The following is a 25,206-nucleotide window of genomic DNA, read 5'->3' on the forward strand; positions in this document are numbered from 1 at the left end:
ATGAATTATTCTGAACGCAGGCTCTTTAACGGATGTGTAAGCGCCGATCTCAGCGTACGGTAGCCTGATGTGAGCGCCGCAATGAGAAGGGTCAGCAACAACGCCAGTATAAATGTGCCCGGTCCGAAATGAATGCGGTACATGAAGTTATTAAGCCAGGAACTCATTACCCAGGCTGCAACCGGGGTTATCGGTACAAATGAGATAATCAGCAGTTTGAGGAACTCCTTACCGAAGAGCCACATAATATTACCGGTAGTAGCGCCCATCACCTTACGCACTCCTATTTCCCGGTTCTTTTGTACCGCCATAAAGGAAACCAGCCCGTACAAACCAAGACAACTGATAAAATTGGCGATCAGCGCGAAGATTTGGATAAGACGCAGCATCATATCATCAATTTTATAGAATCTGCCAATCCGTTCATCGAGGAACTCATACTTAAATACATAGTCGGGATACAATCCTGTCCATACCTTCTCCAGCGAGGCCAGCACCGATGGAAGGTTGTCAAGGTTCACCAGCACGGCGCAATTGTTGTATCTTTTGACAGAAGAAGTAATACAGATAGGATCAATAGCCGTGTAGAAAGACTGGTTGTGGAAATCTTTCACTACGCCAACGATAACGCCATCCACCCCGTCTATTGTCACCTTCTTCCCTACCATATCCCTGGGGGCACCGGCATTCAGCCGTTTCACCGTTGTTTCATTCAGCAGAAATTCATGGGCGGTATCTGACGGATAGAGGTTCCTTCCTTCCAGTACCTGGAGCCCGAACATCGGGACGTAGAAATTATCCGCGGCTTTCATATTAATATCGAAATTTTCGTTTTCCTGCCGGGAGCCAAACCGGATCTCTGTAGCGTAGTTAACAGGACCGGCAGGCGCCTCAAAACAAAAACTGACTTTCTTCACATTCGCCAGCTGGGATAATTCCGTTCTCATCGTACTGATCTTCACTTTGTCCTTTTCGGGAATGCTCAGCATGAGTACCCCTTCTTTTGCAAATCCCATATCTGCTTTCCTGGTATACCGCATCTGGCTTGTGACCACCAGCATCCCTATCACCAGCAGCTGCGATATGGAAAACTGCGTAATCACCAGTCCTTTACGCAGCAAGGCGCCTCCTGCACTGCGGTAGGTGATCTTCCCCTTTAGCGCCACTACCGGTTGAAATCCGGCCAGTACCACTCCCGGGTAAGAACCGGCCGCGAAAGTGACGATGACGAGTAACAGGGGCAATAATATCAACAGGTAGGCATTCTGAAAAACATTGGCGCTGATCCTCAATCCGAACAAACGGTTAAAATAGGGCACGGTGAAATACACAATGATAAAAGCCAATACTACAGACAGTGCGGTCACAATAGCGGTTTCGGTAATAAATTGCCAGAACAGCTGCGCGCGGTTACTGCCGAGCGCCTTACGCACCCCGATCTCTCTTGACCTGTTTACGGCCTGTGCTGTGGCCAGGTTTATAAAATTGACACATGCCGTTACCAGCAGGAATACCCCTACAATAACGAGCGCCCATAAATTTTTCTTTTCAACATACCCTCCCAGTTCAGGGTTAAAGTGCATATCCGCAATCGGCTGCAGGTGAAATTTGAAGACCTGTGCATCCCGCGCATTATAATATTTTGTACTCATGGATGCCAGCGCGGCATTAACTTTTTCCGCGGTGACCTGCGGTTTCAGCAATACATAACAAAACATACCACTGGAAACGCCTTCCCAGCTGTCATCACTGCCCAGCCAGGGGTCATATTGTTTAAGATCACTGTAGGTGAGGTATATCTCCTGGCGCAGATCGGTGTTCAACGGAAGGTCCCTGAGTACGCCCGTAATCCTGAAATCCTGCTTGTTGTCCAGCCGGATGACCTTGCCCAGCGGCGACTCGTCCCGGAAATACTTCTTTGCCAACCGTTCGGTGATCACGGCGCATCCGGGCTCGCTGAACACTACCTGTTTGTTTCCCTGTACCAGGGGGAAATCCATCACATCAAAGAATTCAGGTTCAGCAAATGCAACCCCGGTTTCCTCCTGGAATTTTCTGTTATTGCCATCGCCGCGCAGGGTAATCAGCCGATTGCTGTATGTGGCGGTCCGGGCTACCTTTTCAGCAAAGGCGTAATCACTGCGGAATGCTTTGCCCAGCGGCGAAGGTACCGACGGGGTGGAAGTAACGGCGCCCTGGTGAAATTCCGTTACTACACGATAGATCCTGTCGGATTTCGTGTGAAAAGTATCAAAGCTCAGATGGTAATGGGTGAGCATAAAAATCAATACCGTACAGGCCGTGCCAAGGGAAAGGCAAAGCGTATTGACCATTGCATACACTTTTCTGCGTTTCAATCCACGCCAGGCTACTTTAAAGTAATTAAGTATCATAGAACAGTAATAATTTATTCAGACATAGCAACAAGTACCCTACGCTCTCCTGTAAAAGGATTTCGGCCGTGGCACACCATTTCATTGTCCACGATCAGCAGTTCATTTTTACGCCACGCAGGGGCGATGGTCACACTGTCGATAGTAGTGAGTATTTCCTGTACCATATCATCGCTTACCGGACTGCCGTCCCCAAACGTCACATAGGTAGGAAAATCCGACGGGTCGCCATATGCGGCCACCATTGCTTCATAGAGATCTTCTCCGAGATGAAACGGGTGAAACTGATCGATCTGGTTAAACCAGAGCAGTTCCCCGCTATGACGGTGATGAATAATACCCTTGCTAAACTGTTTCAACCGGAGGCTGTTATTGTCTCCCCATTCAAATGCGATATTATAAGACCTGCAATAGGCTTCCGCCTGTGCGGGGTCCTCTGTCTCGAAGGTTTCCTGCCAGGTAGGGCCTATTCCCATTCCGCCCTGAAGATTGCGGACATAACGTACCCCTTTCGCACTTACTTCGCTCACAATATCCTTGTTCATCACTTCTACGATGCGGCGGCTATCGGCCAGCAACGTTTCGCCGGCAGTGGCAGCCGGTTGTATACAACTGAAGAACAATTGTCCGGGCCACCTGGCAGAATAAGACAATTCATTATGCATGGTTATCTTCATGGCATTATCATATTCTGTCGAGGTATACACGTTTTCCGACAATTTTGTACGGGGTGAATTACCATCAATATAGCTGAGAAAGCGGGTAGAGATACTGTTTACAATATGCTGAAATGTATCCAGTGAACTAATTTCCACACCGGTGAATTTAACAGCGCCACTCGTAAGCAGCTTTTCCGCTATCTCCCCCCGGTGATGACGGAAATAACTGACAAATTCATCAGCCGGCAGATCTGCCAGCTGAATAAGCTGGGGGAGCTGTCCGTTGCCGGTATCTTTCAGGTTGCTCATATGTTACATGTTTATAGGTGAGACTTTTCAGGTATTTTATTGTTGCCCGCTGCCGGATAACCGACGCTGTGAATAGCGGAGGCAATAGCCGCCGGATGGTCGTGTATAAAAAAGTGCTTTCCGGGAAACAACTGGCTTTTAAATGCAGCCCGTGTAAATTTTTCCCAGCAGCCAATGTGCTGCGCATTCTCCTCCTCCTCTCCCATCATGGCGTATAACGGCGCGCTAATGCAGGTACCGTCCGGGATATAACAGGTATCAACTATCTCAAAATCCGCCCTGATAACAGGTTCAAAAAAACTAAACAGGTCATCATCTTCCCAGAATTCATCCGGAATACCTCCCAATTTTTTAAGCTCTTCTGTCAGTCCTTCCCCGGACAACAGATGCCGGCCTGTATGTTCCAGGTAGTCCGGACCGGCGGTACCACTTACCCATACCGCTTCCGGGGCTTGTGAAATATGCTCCAGCATATGCGCCACCTGCAACGCCAGATATGCTCCCATACTATGTCCGTAAATGAAGAACCGGCCGGACAAACGCGCTGTTATCTGACGGAAGATATCAGCTGCCGCCTCCTCAAACGTGGTCACCAAGGGTTCCATTATTCTTTTGCCTCTGCCGGGCAGCTCCGGCGAGATCACTTCAAAACCATGCAGATAAGGGATCATAGACTGATACGAGAAATAATTTCCCCCGGCAAAGTGTAACAGAAATAATTGTGGCTTCTTCATATAAATCCTTTAATGAATGACATATTTCAATGCTGCGCTACTCCAACTGTTTCGTTTATTAACCTCCCATGTTCCATTTTGTAGATATAATCTGCACAGTGATAATATTTATCATCGTGTGTAATAGCAATAATGGTAAAGCCATCCGCTTTCAATTGCGGCAATATCTCCATATAAAACTTCTTTCTGAAATAGGGGTCCTGATCAGCGGCCCATTCATCCAGCATCAGGATGGGTTTCCCTTCCATCAGCCCGACAATAAGCGCGAGCCGCTTGCGCTGACCGGTAGAAAGGTCCGTTGTGGAAAAACAACTGCCTTCCAGCTTCACTTTTCCTTCCAGCTCAAAAAGATGCAGGTATTCTTCCCATCGTTCCAGGTTCATTCCCGGCCACCCCGAGATATTGTTAAAGAGATAAAAATCGCTGAACACTGCAGAAAAATTATTTCGGTATGCGGCATAATTATCACGATCTACCGGTTCATTGTTCAGTGTCAGTTCACCCGCATCGGGCACATATAATCCCAGCATAAGATATAACAGCGTCGTTTTACCACTGCCGTTGCCGCCGTGGATGAAAACAATATCACCACGGTTAATTTCTATCCGCACAGGACCTACTCTAAAAATGTTCTCGTTATGGGGATAGGAAAAAACTACGTGCTGCAAACCAAGACAGGAAAAAGGTACCGCCTCCGCTCTTGCCGGCAGGATGGTCTTTTCCTCCGTATCGGACGATGTATCTGACATGAATTCCCGGAGTTCTATGATACTGCCTGCCGCAACGGATGCCCGGGCCAGCACCGGCAGCATCACCATAATCGTTTCCAGTGCGCCGACCAGGTAGAGCAGCGTAAAAATAAAACTGATGGTATCCGCAAGACTTATATGCAGGGCTTTCCCAAGGAATAACAATACAGCAGCAATCAATATATAAAACAATACCTGACCGGTCATCTGGTTATTTACAAACCCCCGGTAGGCAATGGTATTGCTCGCAATCGATTTCCCCGCAATATCAACACTGATACGCCGGTATACAACACGCCCCTTCGCCGGTTCCAGGTATATTTCCCTGAACCCGTCCAGGATATCATCACACTCTCTAACAAAGTTATCTTCCAACACCCTGGCATTTTTGAAATGTCCCAGCGTTTTGTTGGTATTCCATCGGTAGAGCACTATCCCTCCGGCAGCCACCAAGAGCGTGATCAGGAAAAGCGACCATGAAATACTCAACAGATAAAGTAAACAGGCAACAGACAGTATCAGGGAGGTAGAAAACCCTATCACACTCATAGAAGCGTCCGTAAGCGTATATACATCATTGAGCAGCGCGGAACGTATCCGTATACGGTGCGCGTTCAGCTGCTGATAACCCGCCTTCAGCACGGACGACAGGATATCATTCCGCAAGCTCCACAGTGTTTCCTGCGACATACGGATAATAGACCTCGCCAATAAAAACTTCAGGCCAACAAATAATCCAACGGTCAGGAGAAACCCGGCGCAAAACACCAGCTGGTTCTCCGTAAATGTTTCATCCAGCAACAGCCCTACCGCCTTGTTTACCAGGCTGATAAACAGGAAGCTGCTGATACCGGATAAAATCCCAAGCAGTGTGTACAGCATCAGTCTGCCCGGCCCCGTATGTTGCAACGTAAGTCTCATCAGTTTTTTCATATCAGCGTTAATTTGAAATATCAGCCACCATTGGCAAATCGTCGGTAATCATATGCGGACATTGTATAACCGCATGCAGCAGCTGTTTATAATGTGTAAATAAAGCCACTGACCTTTCCGGGGAAAAATACTGCCGGTCCGTTAGAAACTGCAGCAGCAATCCCTTCCCTGCTTCTATTACACTCAGTGCTATTCTGTTCTGTTCCTTATCCAGTTGAAGGTATTTTACAGTAGTCTCTTCCGGCAGCGGCATATCTTTCAGGTAGTCATAGTCCTGGTAGTTATACAGCAGGTCGGCATTCACCAGCTGAAGCGGATTCACTGGCAAGCGTTCCAGCAGTTTCACGAAAGGATAACTGCCATTGGCCATATCTTCCAGAAAATGCAGCTGAAATTTCTTGAGCCATCCCAATACTTCCAGTGAGCCATCGGTGATTCCCCTTATCATGATTTGGTTGGAAAAAAGACCTATCGTCCGGCTTACGTCCATGTCTCCGTATTCTACCGCATACCTTCCGGACAACTGTGTTTGCACCGTAATGTCCTGCTGTCCGCTGTATTGCCTCACCAGCAACATAAGCGTGCCCAGCATAAGGCCCGACATCGTTAGCTGGTGTGTTCTCACAAACTGTACCACCTCCTGGTAGCAGTCGCCGGTTATGGCCCCGGCCACAGCCGTTGTGTTGAGAAGTGCGCCCTGCTCTGCAAGGGCAGCAAAGCTGACGGCGGGCATAAAATTTTCCAGCCGCGCAAGCCAGTAGTTCTCCTGACAACGCCCCGCAGGAGAAGCCACAAAATGTTGTTGCCATACCGCAAAGTCCCGGTACTGGCATTTCAGGGGAGTCACATCAATGGTACTGTCCCCGCAACAGTATTGGTAGTATTGCAGCAAATCATCCTTCAGAATTCCGATAGACACACCGTCGGCAATAATATGATCGAGGGTGATCATAACATGGTACTCTTGTTCCGGCATTGCGAGTATGGTAACGCGTATTAGCGGTTCCCCGAAAAGACAAAAATCTTCTTGTTTTTCCGCTGTAATCATCGCGGCCATATCTTCCTTGACAATCTGCTTTAATGTGACCGGGACCTCATTCTCCGTTACAGGTAATATCCGTTGTTGTATCCGGCCTTCTGTTTTCACCAAAACGGTCCTTAAAATTTCATGTCTTTGTACCAGCAGCTGCAGCGCTTTTCTGAAAGCGGCAACATCCAGTCCGCAAACGGTATAATTGCACTGAACAGGGTCGCCTGGTATTGCAAAGTCCTGAAAATAGCTCTGCTGGTTAAAGGAAATATCATATGTCCCGGAGGATGCCGGCAGGCTGTATAGTGGCTCAGCCGGGGCATATGGCGTGCCACTTTCCGTTGAAAAATAATCAGCCAGCATCCGGATGGTTGTGTAGCTATAGAGAACCGTCAGAGGCTCATTTCTTCCTAACACGCGGTTGTACCTGATATTAAGTTTCACCAGGGAAATGGAATTTCCTCCCAACAGGAAAAAGTCGTCATTCATCCCGATTGCTGCCACGCCTAATACGTCTTTCCATAATATCAGCAGTTTTTCTTCCATTTCATTGGCCGGCAAATCTGTTTCCGGCCGGGCGACGGCGTAGTCACCGGGATCGGGAAGGTGCTTTCTGTCTATTTTCCCATTTGCTGTTAGTGGCAAAGCGGCCAGAAAGACGACATGCGCCGGAAGCATGTAGGCCGGGAGGTACTGACTAAGATATTGACGGATTCCTGCTATGCCGACAGCCGGACCAGCCATCACATAGGCTACCAGCTGTTGTTCCCCGTTGGCATTGCGTTTCACGGCTATCACGCCGTCCGTTACCCCGGGAGCCTGCAGCAAGCGGTTTTCCACTTCGCCGGTCTCAATTCTGTGTCCGCGGATTTTTACCTGTCCGTCTCTTCTTCCGGAAAAAAACAGGTTACCATCCGTGCCCCATTTGCCCATGTCGCCGGTTTTATACATGCGTATGTTACCCGGCCTGAAAGGATCTGTCGTAAACCGGGCGGCTGTCAGCGCTTCATTATTGAGGTAAGCCCTTCCCACCCCGGTCCCGGATACACATATTTCGCCTTCAATCCCTGGCGGACAAAGCATCCCGTCTTTATCCAGGAGGTATATGCGGATATTACGAATAGGCCGGCCGACAGGGACTTTTCCTGACACCGGCGCTTTGTGCATAATGGCAAGGGTCACATCATCCGCCGCTTCTGCCGGTCCGTAGGCATTCACAACAGGAATAGCCGGGAAGAGCGCAAACCAACGCTGTAGCAGCACCGCTTCCGTGTCCTCTCCTGTTACCAGCAAATACCTCAGCCGGGGAAACAATATTCCGGGATGCTCCTCAAGGATATCCAGCATCACCTTCAGATAACTGGGCACCAGCTGTAGTATCGTTATCTCATCGGAGATGCATTGATGAATAAAATCGCCGGGATCTGCAATCCGTGCATGTTCGTATATGACTGTAGCGCCACCGCATATGAGGGGATTCAGCAATTGCCATACGGATATATCGAAGGTAAAGGGAGCCGTTTGGGCTATTTTACTGTCAGCCTGCAATTGCAGTTCTTCTTTCATCGCCACCAGGTGATTGAACAGTCCTTTGTGCTCAATCATCGCTCCTTTCGGCTTGCCGGTAGACCCTGAAGTATATATCACGTAAGCCAGGTGGGCCGGCGTAGCTACAGCAGGCAGATTACTTACCGCATACAGGTCCCGCTGTTCGTTGAAACAGTCAAGGCTCTCTGTGTCAATTAACACCCTGCAACCACTGTCCTGCATCATGTAGTCTTTGCGTTCCTGCGGAAAAAGCGGGTCAACCGGCATATATGCAGCACCGGCTTTCAGGATGGCCAGCACGGCTATCAGCATTTGTTCGTTCCTGTCAAGACATACGGCCACCAGTTCATCCGGGCGTACATTACAGGACTGCCGCAGATAGCGGGCCAGCTGATTGGCTTTTTCATTCAGTTCCCGGTAGGTAAGCGTTACCGCTCCGGCAACAACGGCAATGTTATCGGGATACAGCGCAACCTGTTCCTCGAAGCAGGCGGGAAAAACCGTATCGTCAGGAAGCGTATCGGTATTGTTTAGCGTCTCCAGCAGGTATTGTTTTTCCTGCCTGCTGAGAAAATCGAGTACCGACAATGGCTGGTCCGGAAGATGCAGGGCCGCTTCCAGTAATTGTTCCATATGCGCTCCCAGTCTCGCCACCCTGTCATAGTGATACAGATCCGTATTGTATTCCAGTATTACCAGTAATCCTTCCGGCGTGTCGGCGAAATCTACCGACAGGTCAAACTGGCTATTGGAACGGGCGCCTTCAGCAAGCGCCGTGGCCGTCAGTTCACCGCCTCCTTTTTTGCCGGCGCTGGTTTCCGCTGTATCCTGCATCGTTATCATTACGTCAAACAACGGGCTGTGACTCATGTCGCGTTGCAGCCGCAATTCATCCACCAACATGTCAAACGGATAAATCTGATGCTCGTACGCTTCTGTTGTTATCTGCTTTACCTGTTGCAGGAGCGTACGGAAAGAATCCTTTCCGGAGAAACGGCAACGTAACGCGAGGGTGTTTACATAAAAGCCGATCTGTGTTTCAAGGTCCACATGGTCCCTGCCAGCTACCGGGGTACCGATCGTTATGTCTTCCTGACCGGTGTACCGGTAGAATAATGCATTCATCAGTGAAAGCAGGCCCATAAAAAGCGTGGCGCCCTGTTGCAGCACATACGACTTTAACCTCTCTGCCAGCGCTACCGGGATGACCCTGGTCAGTGTAAGACCGTTGTATGTTTTTACCGCGGGACGTAGTTTATCAGCCGGCAGTTCCAGTACCGGAATATCTCCATCGAACTGACGGAGCCAGTAACGGCGGTGATAATCCAGCAGAGGGCCTTTTAGCTGCGAGTTCCGCCAGCAGGTATAATCTTTATATTGCAGTCGTAATGGAGGTAAAGGCGCTATTGACTGTCCGCACCCCATACAATACAGCCAAAGTAACTCCCGTAGCAGTACCTGCATAGACCAGCCGTCGCTGATGATGTGATGCATGGCATAGACCAGCATCCATTTATTTTCTTCAATTTTCAACAAGGTGGTCCTTAAAAGCGGGCCGGCACTCAGATCGAAAGCAGTGGCCGTCACCCTCCGCACATGCCTGTCTATTTCTTCCTGCTGATGCGGGTCGTTGACCAATTCGAAAACCTCCATACGGAAGGGTAACGCTTCCAACGGCAGGACACACTGCCGCACCTCTTCCTTTCCATTCTCCCGGAAAACGGTACGCAGGATTTCATGACGTTGGATCACCTGCTGCAATGCCTGCCGTAACGCGCCAATATTCATTTCTCCGGAGAAGGTATATATGCCGGGTATATTATAGGCAATGCTGCTTTCACTAAACTGGCTCAATATCCATAAGCGTCGCTGGGCTGCCGACAGCGGATAATCCGGCGCCGGCGCCACCAACGGAATACCGCCCTGCACGTCGGCAGCAGGAGAATGTTCCTGCAAAAATGCCAGTATGGGCGCTTTCAGTTGTTTTATTTTCTCCTTTTCCTTATCGGATAAGGCCGGTGTATTGCCCACAACCCTCAGGAGCCCGTCGGACGCTTTAACAAAAATGCCTTTGCTTTTTAAATGGAGAATGAGGTCAGGTATATGTTCCATAAGAAAGTACAAACTTTGGGAAATTCAAATCAGCTCGCTGTTTCATTCATCAAACGGGTTGCGCCGGCATATTCCGGTTCCCTGATACGCCTTTCCATCATGGCAAGGCCGGTCCTTAGATTGTCTTTGCTGATCGTCAGCGGCGGCAGGATTTTGAGGACCTGGTCATCCATTCCGCAGGCTTCAATGAGCAGCCCGTCGCGGAACAAACCGGAAGCCACGGCACGGGCTTCACTTCCCGATCTGAATTCAACCCCCCATATCATTCCCATTCCCCGGACACCTTTTACTGCTTCACACTGTGTGACCAATTGCGTCAGTGTCAACCCGATCATTTCCTCTTTTTCCTTTATTTCGTTCAGCAGGCCGTCATCTTTCCAGTAGTGGAGCGCCGCATGGGCCGTACACAGTGAAAGGTTGTTAGCCCTGAAGGTGCCGTTATGCTCTCCCGGCTTCCAGTGGTCGAGCGAGGGCTTCATTAATATGACCGACAGGGGCAGCCCGAACCCGCTAATGGATTTAGATAACAATACGATATCGGGAATAATTCCCGCCCGTTCAAAACTAAAGAAGGAGCCGGTCCTGCCGCAACCTACCTGTATATCATCTACGATTAATAGTATCCCGTTTTCGGCGGTGAATGCTCTCAATGCTTTCAGCCATGCTACCCCGGCAATGTTCACCCCGCCTTCCGCCTGTATGGTTTCCAGGATAATGGCCGCTGGCAGCGTCACACCGGAGCCGGATGTTTTAATCATTGCCTCCAGGTAACGCAGCGTATCAAAAGCGCCATCCCCAAACTGATCGAAGGGAAAAAAAGTTACATCATGCAGGGTATTGCCGGGATGTTGTTCTTCCCTGCATCCCGACAAAGACATGGACATTGAAGTCATTCCGTGGAACGACTGGGTAAACGCTATGATCTTTTTCCTCTTTGTAACCAGGCGCGCCAGTTTAACAGCAGCTTCCACAGCATTCGTACCGGTAGGTCCGGGAAACTGGACCTTGTAGTCAAGCCCTCTTGGCTCTAAGATCGTTTCCTGGAACGCCGTAAGAAACAGTTCCTTCATTTTACTGTCCATATCCAGGCAATGCAGAATATGATCATTATCCAGAAAGGAATGAACAGCCGCTTTCAGGGCAGGGTTGTTATGTCCATAATTCATAGTACCGGCGCCGCAGAAAAAATCGATATAGTCCTTCCCGGTAGTATCTGTAACAATTTCTCCTTTTGCAACGGTAAAAACAGCAGGAAATGCTTTGGCGTAGTAGTTAACATTTGATTCATTCAGCATACTGATATGTTTTTTAAACCTAAAGAAATACAGGGACCGCTTCAAAAGATCAGATCCTCTGCTGTATCTGCATTTGTATCTTCCGGCACGCACAGCAACGCGTCAATATATCTGGCCAGCGCGGCGATGGTGGGATGCCGGAAAAAATATCCTATTTCGATCTTAATACCGAAGTGCTCCGCTATTCTTGCCACCACCTGCATGAGCTTCAGGCTATGACCACCGAGATCAAAAAAACCAGACTCCACGCTGATCACTTCACGCTTGAGTACAAGCTGCCAGATCTCCAATAATTTTTCTTCTGTTTCGTTCCGCGGCAGCACTATTTCCTGCGCCGCCTGTCTGCCGGCGCTGTCCGGCAAAGGAAGCCTTTCACGTGCTATCTTGCCGTTTGCGGTAACCGGAAACTGTTCCAGTTGTATGAACCAGGTCGGCAACATGTAGACAGGCAGCATGTCCAGCAAGGCAGCCCTCAGGCTGTCGGAACTAATAGATTCATCGGCCTGGAAATACGCCACCAGTTCCTTCTCTCCGTCGACGGTAGTGTGTACTGTCACAATACCGTTCCTGACGCCCGGACAGGCAGTCAACGCATTTTCAACCTCACCCGGTTCTATCCTGTATCCGCGGATTTTTATCTGATAATCCGTGCGGCCCAGGAACTCCAGATTTCCGTCCGGCAGCCACCTTCCGAGATCCCCTGTTTTATACATGCGGCCGCCGGGCCTGAAGGGGTCCGGTAAAAATCGTGCTGACGTCAGTTCGGGGTTCCGGTGATAGCCGTCTGCTACGCCTTCCCCGCCGATATATATTTCCCCGGCCAACCCTATTGGCTGCAATTGTCCCATTGAATTCAGGATATAGAAAGTATTATTGGGAAATGGCTTTCCCACCGGCAGGTTTGTTGCGGAATAGTCCGGCGCGGGATATTTTTGCTCAAAGAAGGAAGTGTCGATGGTCGCTTCGGTCGCGCCGTAACTGTTAATGATCCTGGTTTTGTCACCTATCCGCTGCTGCAACTCATAATAAGCGGCAGCATTCATTGTATCGGAACCGAAGATCAGTACTTTCAGGAAACTGATATCCTTTTGTTCCTGCTGTACATATTCCATCAGCGGAAGTAGTATTCCGGGGGTGCCTTCCAGGATAGTGATACGGCGGCGATACATTATTGCATACAGCGCTTCCATGTCCAGTTTCACCTCATCCGGACAGATGACCATTGTACCGCCTGAAAACAGGGACCGGCAACAGTCGCCCATAAATACATCGAATGCGATACTTGCCAACTGTAACAGGCTCACGGAAAATGTGCCGAGGCCATAGGCCTGCTGCCATCCCCGGCAGATATTCGCAACCTGCCGATGCGCGACCTGCACGCCCTTCGGCTTACCCGTTGAGCCGGAAGTATAGTTTACATAAGCCGGATGGGCGGCAGTTACACCAGATATCACCGCGGCATCACTGTATAAATGCGCAGCCGACAGAAATGCCATTATCACATCCCCGTCCACCAGCGCTTTACAGGCGGCGTCGCCCATCATGTAATCCACTCTTTCCTGCGGATAGGAAAGATCCACCGGTACATATGCGGCACCGGATTTTAATATAGCCATGACAGTTATGACCATCCATTCATCCCGGGGCAGCATTATCCCTACGAGATCGCCAGGGACAGTATGATACCGCTCCATAAGATAACGCGCCAGCCGGTTTGATCTTTCATCCAACTCCTGGTAGGTCAGGGTGATATCACCGGCCACCAGCGCGATGCTGGCCGGTGATATTGCCACCATCTCTTCAAACAGGTCCGGGAGTGTTTTATCCGTTGGGTAATCAATTACTTCACCGCTAAATGTTTCCAGCAGCCGTAGTTTCTCCGCATGGTCCAACGCATCCACATTTCTGATCTTCACGTCGGGGTCTGCGGCTACAGCTGCGATTAGCCGTTCCAGGTGGCTGCTGATCAGCGCAAGCGTATTTTGTGTGTATACGTTACTGTTATAGGAGATCAATATTCTGAAGGTATTACCCGGAGAAACCGTAAGACAAAAATCGTAGTTCGTCTGTTCATAAACATTGGACGACAACAGGGAGAGCGTATCCATTGTTTGCGCCAGCATTTCCTGAACGGGGTAGTTTTCAAAGACGATAATATGATCAAACAATCTGCTTCCCAACCCAGACGCTTCCTGTGTTTCAGCCAGTTGCACATAATGATGCTCAGCGCCCCTGATATAGTCCTGCTGCACCGATTTCAGCAAGGCGCGGCATGACATGTCCGGCGAAAGGGTAATCCGTACGGGCACGGTGTTGATGAACAACCCTATCATTTCTTCCACTCCCGGAAGATCACCGGGCCTGCCGGATACTACCGCGCCAAAAACCACGTCACTGGTATTATTCCAGGTTGCCAGCAACATACCCCACAATACCTGGACAAAAATATTTTCCGTTATGCCTGTTTCCCGGCATACGCGGGCAATATTTTGCCGCACATCTGCCGGCAAAACGATCTCCGTTTCCGCCAATACCGGCACTTCTCCGGTTGCCGGGCAGCGTTGTGGCAAGGTAGCAGGCTGGTTAAACCCATCCAGGTAAGCAGTCCAGTAGTCCAGGGATACCTTGCGGTCTATTTTACTGATCCAGCTGATATAATCAGCATATGGGTAAATTTTTGTCAACACTGGCTCTGCTTGCTGCACCCATGCATGATACATCTGAAAAAACTCTCTGATCAGAATACTCACACACCAGCCATCCATAAGTATATGATGATAACTCCAGATGAACTCGTACTCCTTTTCATTCGTCTTGATTAAGGAAAGCCTCATCTGGGAGCCTCTTTGCAGGTTAAATCCGGTCGCCCTGTCCTTCAGCTTAAATTCTTCCATTGAGAAGCTGTCATCAGCCACGGCATCAGTAAATACAAAAGATGTATTGACATCTCTGTGCACTATCTGCAGTAATTTTTCTCCGATCTCGTGCGTAAAGGAAGTACGCAGGATGGCGTGACGTTTCACCAGGGCGCGGAAACTCTTTTCCACCAATGCTATATCAAGCGCGCCTGCCACACGATAGCACATCTGTTCAAGATATGCGGGCGATTGCGGCGCTGCCAGCCAGTGATAGTATAATCCCTCCTGCAAAGGGCTCAATGGATAAACATTTTCAACCATAAATCTGATTTAATTTTTCCAGTTGTTCAATACTGAGATCTTTATAGGTAAAATCAACCGAACTAAGTTGTTCTACGGTTGTTTCAGAGAGGTAGGCAATGATAGCCTGCAACCATTTTTTGATGGCTTTCAGCAAGGCATCTGTTATAACAGTGCTATACCTGGCGGAGCTATAGCTCACTCCCATTTGCAGCTGCCCGTTTGCCGACATCCCCGAAAAATCAAGCAGGAATTTCCTGGCCATCCTTTCGTCAGTTTCCCGGCCGTGATTACCTCCGGTAAAAGAAAACAATGAATGGCTATCACCTTCCTCTGTGTTGTCGGTCGTACTGAAATCCCCCAGGTAGTTAAAAGACATTTCCGGTGTTACGTCATATTCTTTTCCTGCGATGTAGCATAATACACCGTAGCCTATTCCCCTGTCGGGTATACGGTGCAATTTTTCCTTTACTGCTATCAGCTGCCGGACCATATCCTCCCGGTACTGCATGTCGATGACAACGGGATACATAGAAGTAAACCACCCAACGGTCCGGCTAACATCAGTGGTATCATCTATCTGCTCTCTTCCATGTCCTTCCATACAGAACAGCAGTTTGTCCAGGGAGAATATTTCCGAAACGCCCAGGCTGACCGCAGTGAGCAGAATATCATTTATTTCTGTACGGTGCGCAGTATAACAACGGGTAAATAACAGTTCCGACTCTTCCATAGTAAGTGTAAACTGGCTGTACACCTGATCTTTTACCATGTTGGCGGCATCCGGGAAAGTAGATGGCAACGGCGGGACAACCTGTGCGGCAATAGCCGCCCAGTAGGTATCCTGTTTTAACAAGTCGTCAGTTCTGCTATAATCCCCCAGCTTCTCTACCCAATACCTGAACGAATCGGTTTTAAGAGGAAGCGCTGGCGGCCGATGATGCAGGTATTGATAGTAGAGGGTATTGATATCTTCCAGCAGTATCCGCCAGGACACCGCATCTATGATAAGGTGGTGGGAAATAAGCAGCAATTTGTCTGCATCGCCATTACGGAACAGCACCGCTTTGAACAACAGTCCTTTCCCGGGGTCTAAAGTGGCCTGCATAGCATCGCAGACAGCAGTGATGTCAGCCCCTGGGTTATCGACAACCTCGATCTCAGCATATTCTCCTTCTCCCCTGTTCTCCTGTTGCCATATACCCTCTTCCTGACGATAGATCATTCTCAGCGCATCGTGGTGGTGTAGCAGGCTGTTTAACACCTGCCGCAGTATGCCGGTATCCACCGCAATTTTGCAGGACAGCATCACAGACTGATTAAAATGATGGTTATTTTCGGGATGATTGCGGAAAAAGTAAGTCTGCACCGGCGACAGAGGAACGCTGCCTCTTACCGTGCCCTGAAAGCAGGTGTGGGTATCGATCTTTATCCGTGCAGCCATATCTTCCAATACGGGATACGCCAGTATGTTTCCGATGGTAAGGCGGAACCCATTGCCGCGTAGTCTGGCCACCACGCGGATAGCCTTAATGGAATCTCCCCCGAGCGCGATGAAATTAGCTTTCATACTCACGTTCCTGACCCTCAGCACCTCTTCACAGGCGTCAGCCAGCGCACGCTCCGCGTCGTTGGCCGGCGCAGCGTAATCAACATCCTGCTTTACAACCATCGTTTCCGGCAAACGCAGTTTTCTTTTATCTGTCTTACCATTAGCAGTCAATGGAAATTCATCAAGCTGTATCAGCAGCGCAGGTATCATATACTCCGGGAGCCTGCTTCTCAGCCAGGTCAGGATTGATGCTTCCGGTACCGGCATTTTCCCGGTAAACCACGCTACGAGGCATTTACCATTTTCACCATCATCTTTCACCAGTACTACGGCCCTGTCAACACGCTCATTTTCCATCAGCACATGCTCTATTTCACCGGGCTCAATGCGGTATCCACGTATCTTTACCTGATTATCTCTCCTCCCCGAGAATAACAATCTCCCATCTGGCAGCCAGCGTGCCAGGTCGCCGGTACGATACAACCGTGTAGTAACTTCCGGATGCAGCGGGTCTGTTATAAACCTTTCGGCCGACTGTTCCGGGAGGTTCAGGTATCCGGCAGCCACGCCCCGCCCGCCAATAAATACCTCGCCGGGTACCCCCGCCGGCACCAGCTGCCCACGCTTATCCAGGACAAGGACGTAACAGTTTGCCAGTCCCATCCCGATAGGTACGATATCGTCAGTAATACAATTCACCTCTTCCACTACTGCGAATACCGTTGTTTCTGTAGGGCCGTAGGCATTTACCAGTCGTCCTGGCCCAAGATGCGCCAGCGCTTTTCGTGTATGCGTTACGGATGCTTTCTCCCCGCCGAATATTATCTTTCTCATGCCGGACATACATTCCGGATGGATGTCCACAAGGCCGTTAAAAAGCGCCGTTGTAAGAAAAGAAACCGTTATTTTTTCACTTACCAGTACCTGTCCAAGCCTGTCGGCCTCCATAGCGGTTTCAGCGGAAATAAGATGCAGGCTGGCGCCATTCAGCAGCGTACCGAAGATCTCATACACCGAACCGTCGAATACGTAGTTGGACCATTGCAGTACACGATCGTCGCTATTGAGCGCAATGACGCCGGGGGCAGTCACCAGACTGACCACATTATGATGGGTGACTATCACCCCTTTGGGTCTCCCCGTGGAGCCGGAAGTATAGATTATATAGGCCGGATCAGCACCCGTAATATCCTTTTCGCCCATAAGCGCATCTGAGCCGCCGGCATCCTTCAGGGCGTCTTCAACCAGTACGTGCGTAAGCGTGACACCCTCCGGCAGCATTGCCGCACATTTCTGGCTGGTTATCAGCAACTGCGCCGCTGTATCGGTTATCAGGTAATGCAGGCGTTCCGGCGGACTCGTGATGTCCAGCGGTATATATACCGCTCCCAGCTTCAGCACAGCCAGTATGGCCACAATCATTTCGGGGGACCTGTCAAGGAAAAGCAGTATCCTGGACCGTGGCCCCAGGTTGCGTCGCTGCAGGAACACCGCCATTCTTTCTGACAGATCATCCAGCTCCCCGTATGTCCACGTACGGTTATCCGCCACCAAAGCTGTAGTATTGGGACTTCTCCCCGCCTGCTGCCGGAACAGCGCCGGTATGGTAGCGGTTAACGGGGGACAATAACCCTCATTAATCCGGGGCAGCAGTTTACTTTTTTCTTCATCATCGAGATAATTCAGCAGGTACAGGGGCTGCGACGGCTGGGCCAATGCCACTTTCATCAACTGTTGCAGGTGCCGGCACATTTGCAGCACAGTATCCCTGAAATACTTGTCCGTATTAAATTCTACACTCAATGCCAGGCCTGTGGCGGTCTCACTAAAATGAAATATGAAATCAAACTTACTGCCGGTGTGAGCCGGTAGCGGATATCTTTCCACAGAAACACCATGCATACGCGGCAATTGATGTTGAACCACCGCTGTTTCAGCATATTTCAGGTCCATCATCACCGTAAAAAGTTCTTTTCTATCCTCGTCCAGCAGCTGCACCAGTTCATCAAAAGGAAACTCCTGATGCCGGAAAGCTGCTGTAACCCGCAGCCTGATTTCCTGTAATAGTTCCGGGAAATGCATATCACCGCTGAACTGCGTCCGTAGCGCCAGGGTATTGATGTAACAACCGATCTGTCCTGCAAGCCCCGGATGGTCCCTGCCGGCCACAGGACACCCCACTATAATATCCTCCTGCTCTGTATAGCGGAAGAACAGGGTGTTTATCAGCGCCATTAAACCCATAAAAAGGGTGGCATCTGTCTCCCTGCACATTTTTTTCAGGGCTTTACTATCTTCATCGTTAAAAAAGAAATTAACGACATCTCCCTGATAACTTTTACTTTGAGCCCCGCTTTTGTCTACCGGCAAACTCAGCACAGGCAATGGTCCGGACAGATGCTGCCGCCACCACTCGCTGCTGCTTCCCATATTATTTTCCCGCAGGCGTTGCTGTTGCCAGGACGCATAGTCCCTGTACTGGACTGGCAACGGTTGCAGTCCTGCAGGCATTTTCATACATGCCGCGTTATACGCTGCGAGCAACTCCTTTATCAACACCTCCATTGACCAGCCATCGCTGATGATATGATGCAGGGTATAAATGAAAAGCCATTTGTTTGCGCCGATGGTATATATGGCAGCCCGCCACAGAGGCCCTTCCGCCAGGTCAAATTCCGTCAGGACCTCCCTTGCCGACACCGCATCTATCTGCTCCTGCCTTCCCGTGAGATCGTCATATTTAATATTACTGCGGGCGTCTTCCGGCGCGATAACAAACTGTTTTATATCGCCTTTTTCATCTTCCCTGAAGACAGTGCGCAGGATCTCATGCCGCCTCACCAGCAGGTCAAAGGCTTGTTCCAGCGCCGCTTTATTCAATTGTCCTTCGAAGATGTAAGCCCCGGGCATATTGTAGGCAATGCTTCTTTCTTTTATCTGGCTCAACAACCATAATCTGCGCTGGGAAGAAGACAACACATAGTTATCCTGGTCGGCCATCCGGGGAATATCATTGAATGCTGCAGTAGTCGTTGTTTTACTGATATACTCCATTAACCGCTGCTTGTTTTCGCGTATGGCGTTCAGTAGGGTGTCCCCCAGCGGCAACAGCCCTGGCTGTAATTCTATGTTTCCATTATTTACAGCGAGGCTGGCGCCGGTCTTGCGGATATCTTCCAGTATTTGTTTTATTTCGTTCATATATAAAAATGGTTACAGCACATCAAATGATTACCTTGTCTGCGCCTCCACTGTTTTCAGCAGCGCTGAGCCACCGGAGATGATCGATTTCTGTCGCCAGCGCTTCCACGTAAGGGTCCATATAAAATACCGACAGCTCTATCTTTACCCTGAAGGTCGCCTGCATTAGCTGGAGTACTCTAACGGCTTTCAGGCTATGTCCTCCCAGCTGGAAAAAGTTATCGTTGACCCCTATCTGCTTTTTTCCGAGCACTTCTTCCCAAATAGCCGCTATACTGGTTTCCGTTTCGGTGCGGGGTGCAATACTGACTACTTCTGCGTGCAGACTATCCGGTTCCGGCAGGCGGCCGCGGTGTATTTTTCCATTGGAGAGCAGTGGCAACGCCGCTATCTGTTTATAGAACACAGGTTGCATATATACGGGTAAACTGCTGCTCATAAAGGCACGCAGCGATGGAATGTCTATTTCGCAGGCAGCCACAAAACAGGCCATCAGCTGATTATTTCCCTGATGGTCTTTTCTCACATAAACAACAGCAGAGTCCACCCCTTCGTACCCGCGCAATACGCTTTCCACTTCACCGGTTTCAATCCGGTAGCCCCGGATCTTGACCTGGTCATCCCGCCGGCCGGTGAGAATAATATTACCGTCAGCGCGCCAGTATCCAAGGTCGCCGGTACGATACATATAGCCATCCTCACCGAAAGGAGCTGGTATAAATTTTTCCGCCGTAAGTTCCGGCTGATGCAGGTAACCGGTGGCCAGTGCGGTGGTACGGATACAGATCTCGCCTGTAACGCCTTCCGGCACCAGCATATTTTTCCGGTTCATAATAAACACCTTCACATGTGATAAAGGACGACCAATAGGAACATATTCGGCCTTATTCATTTCCCCGGATGCTTTGAATATAGTCACAGAGATAGTGGCTTCGGTCGGGCCATACTTATTGAAGAAGTCTACCGGGCCGGCAAACTTATTCACCAGTGCGACCGGGCAGCTTTCTCCCGCTGCTACGATCCTTTTCACCCAATGGTTTTCCGGCAGCACAAACGTTTCCAGCAAGGCGGGCACTGTGTGCAGATGGGTGATGCCGCGTTCCCCAATGAACTCCCGCAGTGCGTCCGCATTCATCAGCTCGTCCTCATTGATCAGGTACAGCGCGGCGCCCGACGTAAGCGTTAAAAAGAGCTGTTCCACGGAAGCATCAAAAGAGATATTGGATATCTGTACCACCCGTTCATCAGCAGTAAAATCATATTCACGGGCAATAGAGCGCAGATAAGTCACCAGTGCTCGGTGATTGCTCACAACTCCCTTGGGTTTGCCCGTAGAGCCGGAGGTATAAATAACATAGGCCGGATCATCTGACGATGCGTGTCTGAATAACACAGACTGATCTGTGTCAGGCTGTAGCACTTCAAAAGTGTTCAGGAAATTTTCGTCTATTACAAAACGGCAATTGCTTTCTGACACGATAAAGTCGACCCTTTCAGCAGGAAACCGGGTATCAATGGGTAAATAGGCTGCTCCGGCAAACATGACCGCCAATATGCTGATCACCTGCCACTCGCCACGCGGAAGGTGTATGGCAATGATATCGCCTGCCTGTATTTCCCCCTGGCGGTACAGGTAAGCAGACAGCCCCGCGGCTTTCTCATATACCTGGCGGTAGGTAAACACCTTGCTGCCGTATACCAAAGCTATCTTGTCGGGTGTATTGTGTACCTGTTCAATAAACAGGTCTGTTACGGTTTTATCAGTATCATAGTTTTCAGGTATGGCATTAAAACCGGATATCAGTTTTGTCTCTTCGCCGGCGTCCAGGTATGCAATCCTTTCCAGTTCGATATCAGGGTTTTTCAACACAGCCACCAGCAGTTGTTCCAGGTGGACAGCCATCTTACGCACCTTGTTACTGTTATACAGATCACTATTGTGGTCAATTGTCAGATGCAGCCTTCCCGCTATTTCCCTGAAGCTGAACAACACATCGAATTTGTTGGGTTTTGCGGTATCTTCCGGATAAGGCATTACCTGTACGCCCTCCAACACCGGTGACGTCCTGTTGTCCTCTGCTGCCTCCTGTAGTACTACCATGACATCAAACAACGGATTACGGCTGGTATCCCGCGGAAGGTCCAGTTCATCCACCAGCATATCAAACGGGTATAGCTGATACGTATAGGCGTCCACGGTAACCTGACGGACATGATGCAACAAACGAAGGAAGCTGTCGCTGCCGCTAAAACGGGTCCTCAGGGGAAGCGTATTCACATAAAAGCCTATCTGGTCTTCCAGGTCGGCGTGCTCCCGACCGGCGACAGGGCTGCCGATAATGATATCATGCTGCTCTGTATAACAATACAGCAAAGCATTTACACAGGACAACAGTCCCATAAACAACGTGCTGCCATTATTAAGGCAGAATGACTTCAGCTGGTCCGTCAATTCCTCACTGATAACATGCGTTATACTACTGCCGCGATAACTTTTGACCGCAGTACGAATCTTATCTGCCGGCAGTTCCAATACCGGCAGTTCCCCTTCCAGTTGCTGATGCCAGTAGGAGCGGTAAGTACGCAGCAACGGACCGCTTAATTGCTGTTGCTGCCATGCCGCATAGTCTTTGTACTGTAACCTCAATGGGGGCAACGATAAAGAGGTCCCGGCTGCTGCGGCATTATAGAAATACAACAGTTCTTTCATCATAATACCCATTGACCAGCCATCACTAACGATATGGTGCATGGTGCAGGCAAACACTGATTTCTCGTCAGATTGCCGGTACAGGCAGGCACGCAACAGCGGCCCTTCAGACAGCGAAAATGGTGTCAACGCCACCCTATTTAGCCCCCTCATCAATGCTTCGTCGGCATCGGGACACGCCCGCAGGTCTTCTTCCTGTAATGCAAATCCGATGCTGTCTTTATCAAGAATATATTGACGGACCTCCCCTGATTCATCTTCCCGGAAAACCGTACGCAGAATTTCATGGCGGGCAATCAGGGAGTAGAACGCAGCCTCCAGCGCATCAGTGTTGAGTGTTCCCTCAAAGACATATACCCCCGGCATGTTATAGGCCGCATTCCCTCCTTCCAGCTGGCTGATTACCCACAGCCGGCGCTGTGAAGACGACAAGGGGTAGCTGACAGATGGTGCTACCACAGGGATATTCGCGTAGGCAGTACGTTGCATGGACATGATCAGCGCAGCCAGGTCTTCCAGCACCGGATGCAGGAAGATGTCCTTCAGCCCGATTTTCACTTCCAGCGTTTTGTAAATCTGGCTGACAAGCCGCGTAGCCTTCAGGCTGTGGCCCCCCAGTCTAAAAAAGTCATCGTGAATGCCTACCTGGTTGCGGTTCAGTAATTCCTGCCATAGCTGCACGAGTGCCGACTGTACAGGATTAACCGGCGGATGATAAGTTACATCTGAAGCCAGCGCGTCTGTTGCCGGAGAAGGTAACTGACGGCGGTCCACTTTTCCATTGGAATTCAGCGGCAGCGCATCCATCACCACATAGTAATAGGGGACCATATACGCAGGCAGTATATTTCCGAGGAAAGCGGTAACCTCGCTTGTCTGTACCTGTTGCTCGCTTACCAGGTAGGCGACCAGTTCCTTGTCGCCCTGTGGCGTAAGCCAGGCAGTGACCACCGCTGCGGTCACTCCGGGGAACGATTGCAACGTGGCTTCTATCTCACCGGCTTCTATACGGTAGCCACGAATTTTCAGCTGGTCATCCTTACGGCCAACAAATTCTATGTCTCCGTTAGGAAGCCAGCGGCCAAGGTCTCCGGACTTATACATCAACTCTCCCGGCCTGAAAGGATTGTCAACAAATTTCTCTGCCGTCAGTTCCGGTTTATTCAGATACCCTCTTGCAAGCCCAATGCCACTGATACATATTTCCCCGACAATGCCCAGTGGCTGTAACAGGCACTGCTCATTGACGATGTATACACTTCTGTTCGGCGCGGGCTTGCCAATCGCCGGCGCCTGGTCCAGCGAAACAATGTCGTGATAGGTACTGCAAACGGTACACTCTGTAGGCCCATAACCATCCACTATACTGATTTTTTCCACAAACTGCGCTACATAGTAAGGATTGAACCTTTCACCTCCGCTGATAAGTAACCTTAAATTTGTAACTCCTGAAATACTATCATTGAGTTCTTTTAGTACCAATGGAGTAGCACTGATAACCGTCACTTTTCTTTCGTACACCAGCTTTACCGTTTCATCCATATCTTTCTGCCCGTTTCTTCCCATTACCAGCACCGCGCCACTGATCAGGGTAGGGAAAACCTCTTCAATATGAATGTCAAAAGATATTGATGACAATTGCAATATTACATCGCTGTCCGCGATACCAAATTTAATACGGTAGGTATCACTGTAATCTATCAGCGACACATGTTCAATCAGGACCCCTTTGGGTTTCCCTGTAGTGCCGGAGGTATAAATCACATATGCGAGATGACCAGGACCGGCAATTTCCACCGGATTATTGTCATCGTACTGGTCCTGCACCGCTAAAAATGCCGCCACTTCCTTTTCATCCACAGTCACCTTACAGCGGGTATCCTCCAGGATATAGGCAATTCTTGCTTCGGGATATTGTACATCTACAGGGACATAAGCTGCTCCGGACTTAAGAATAGCCAGCATACCAATGACCATCCATTCGCTTCGTTCCAGCATGATGGCGATCAGGTCATCCGGTTGTATGTTATACTTTGTACGCAGGTATCTGCTGAAACGGTTCACCGTTTTATTCAATTCCTCATAGCTCAGCGAAACATCTTCAAACACAAGCGCGGTATTTTGAGGTGTCTTCAATACCTGCTCTTCAAACAGCGTAATAATTGTTTTTTCAGACGGCAAATAAGATGGCGCAGGATTAAAAGCGTACAATTTTTCCTGTTCTTCTGTATTGATAAATACTGCACAGTTCAATGAAGATTCAGGCTGTTGCAGCATTACAGCCAGCAACTGCTGAAAATGCCCTGCCAAACGAACAATCGTTTCCTTCTCAAAAAGATCGGTGCTATATTCTATATTGAAGCGGATCGTATCATTTTCTTCCCGGAAAGTGAGCGTGAGGTCGAATTTGCTGACGACATCTTCCACGCCTTCCAGCGGCCTTACGGATTGATCATTAAAACCTGTTGTCACCTTCTCACCGGTATTCTGTAGCACTACCATAACATCAAACAATGCGCTTCGACTCATATCACGCTGCAGCTCCAATGTTTCTATCAGTTCATCAAAAGGATACAGCTGATGCTCATACGCCTGCAAGGTGGTGTCCTTCACGCTGTGCAGCAAATCCAGGTAACTGCCTTCCCCGGCAACCTGTGTTCTTAAAGCAACCGTATTAAGAAAACATCCGATCTGAGGTTCCAGGTCGATATGGTCCCTGCCGGCGACAGGACTGCCGATAATGATGTCGGTTTGGTTGGTGTACCGGTACAACAGCGCATACACGGTGGACAGCAGCCCCATGAACAGGGTCGCTCCTTCCTG

9 protein-coding genes are annotated in these 25,206 nt (G+C 49.6%); all 9 read right to left on the reverse strand.

The window, feature by feature from the left end:
• Nucleotides 1-5 precede the first annotated feature (5 nt).
• Nucleotides 6-2,393 (reverse strand): ABC transporter permease, encoded by a 2,388-nt coding sequence (locus tag B5D63_RS34040; protein ID WP_078673366.1) that lies wholly within the window; start codon nucleotides 2,391-2,393, stop codon nucleotides 6-8.
• A gap of 14 nt (nucleotides 2,394-2,407) precedes the next feature.
• Nucleotides 2,408-3,361, reverse strand: a complete 954-nt coding sequence (locus B5D63_RS34045) for a TauD/TfdA family dioxygenase (RefSeq protein ID WP_078673367.1) — start codon at nucleotides 3,359-3,361, stop codon at nucleotides 2,408-2,410.
• Nucleotides 3,362-3,372: 11 nt separating this feature from the next.
• Entirely contained in the window at nucleotides 3,373-4,095 is a 723-nt protein-coding gene (locus B5D63_RS34050; protein WP_078673368.1) for a thioesterase II family protein, read from the reverse strand.
• A gap of 26 nt (nucleotides 4,096-4,121) precedes the next feature.
• A complete protein-coding gene (locus B5D63_RS34055) occupies nucleotides 4,122-5,777 on the reverse strand; it encodes a cyclic peptide export ABC transporter (RefSeq protein ID WP_078673369.1) in 1,656 nt (551 codons plus the stop codon).
• A 7-nt stretch (nucleotides 5,778-5,784) separates the two neighbouring features.
• Complete coding sequence (locus B5D63_RS34060) at nucleotides 5,785-10,467, reverse strand: non-ribosomal peptide synthetase (RefSeq protein ID WP_143313348.1); 4,683 nt, start codon at nucleotides 10,465-10,467, stop codon at nucleotides 5,785-5,787.
• A 29-nt stretch (nucleotides 10,468-10,496) separates the two neighbouring features.
• Entirely contained in the window at nucleotides 10,497-11,762 is a 1,266-nt protein-coding gene (gene ectB, locus B5D63_RS34065; RefSeq protein ID WP_078673371.1) for a diaminobutyrate--2-oxoglutarate transaminase, read from the reverse strand.
• A gap of 41 nt (nucleotides 11,763-11,803) precedes the next feature.
• The gene (locus B5D63_RS34070; RefSeq protein WP_078673372.1) at nucleotides 11,804-14,941 is read right to left on the reverse strand and encodes a non-ribosomal peptide synthetase; all 3,138 of its coding nucleotides are present in this window, start codon (nucleotides 14,939-14,941) and stop codon (nucleotides 11,804-11,806) included.
• Nucleotides 14,934-19,673: a non-ribosomal peptide synthetase gene (locus B5D63_RS34075; protein WP_078673373.1), complete on the reverse strand. Its 4,740-nt coding sequence runs from the start codon at nucleotides 19,671-19,673 to the stop codon at nucleotides 14,934-14,936. The genes B5D63_RS34070 and B5D63_RS34075 overlap by 8 nt, the downstream gene beginning before the upstream one ends.
• 22 nt (nucleotides 19,674-19,695) lie before the next feature.
• Nucleotides 19,696-25,206, reverse strand: a 5,511-nt coding sequence (locus tag B5D63_RS34080; RefSeq protein WP_143313350.1) for a non-ribosomal peptide synthetase, incomplete at its 5' end; no start/stop codon positions are given.

The organism is Chitinophaga eiseniae (assembly GCF_900167135.1).
In the GTDB taxonomy this organism is placed as follows: Bacteria; Bacteroidota; Bacteroidia; order Chitinophagales; family Chitinophagaceae; genus Chitinophaga; species Chitinophaga eiseniae.

Bases quoted from the DNA above. Each gene is read 5' to 3' on its own strand.
- B5D63_RS34045 (WP_078673367.1), bottom strand. From the start codon at position 3,361: ATGAGCAACCTGAAAGATACCGGCAACGGACAGCTCCCCCAGCTTATT.
- B5D63_RS34060 (WP_143313348.1), bottom strand. From the start codon at position 10,467: ATGGAACATATACCTGACCTCATTCTCCATTTAAAAAGCAAAGGCATT.
- B5D63_RS34055 (WP_078673369.1), bottom strand. From the start codon at position 5,777: ATGAAAAAACTGATGAGACTTACGTTGCAACATACGGGGCCGGGCAGA.
- B5D63_RS34075 (WP_078673373.1), bottom strand. From the start codon at position 19,673: ATGAACGAAATAAAACAAATACTGGAAGATATCCGCAAGACCGGCGCC.
- B5D63_RS34050 (WP_078673368.1), bottom strand. From the start codon at position 4,095: ATGAAGAAGCCACAATTATTTCTGTTACACTTTGCCGGGGGAAATTAT.
- ectB (WP_078673371.1), bottom strand. From the start codon at position 11,762: ATGCTGAATGAATCAAATGTTAACTACTACGCCAAAGCATTTCCTGCT.
- B5D63_RS34040 (WP_078673366.1), bottom strand. From the start codon at position 2,393: ATGATACTTAATTACTTTAAAGTAGCCTGGCGTGGATTGAAACGCAGA.
- B5D63_RS34070 (WP_078673372.1), bottom strand. From the start codon at position 14,941: ATGGTTGAAAATGTTTATCCATTGAGCCCTTTGCAGGAGGGATTATAC.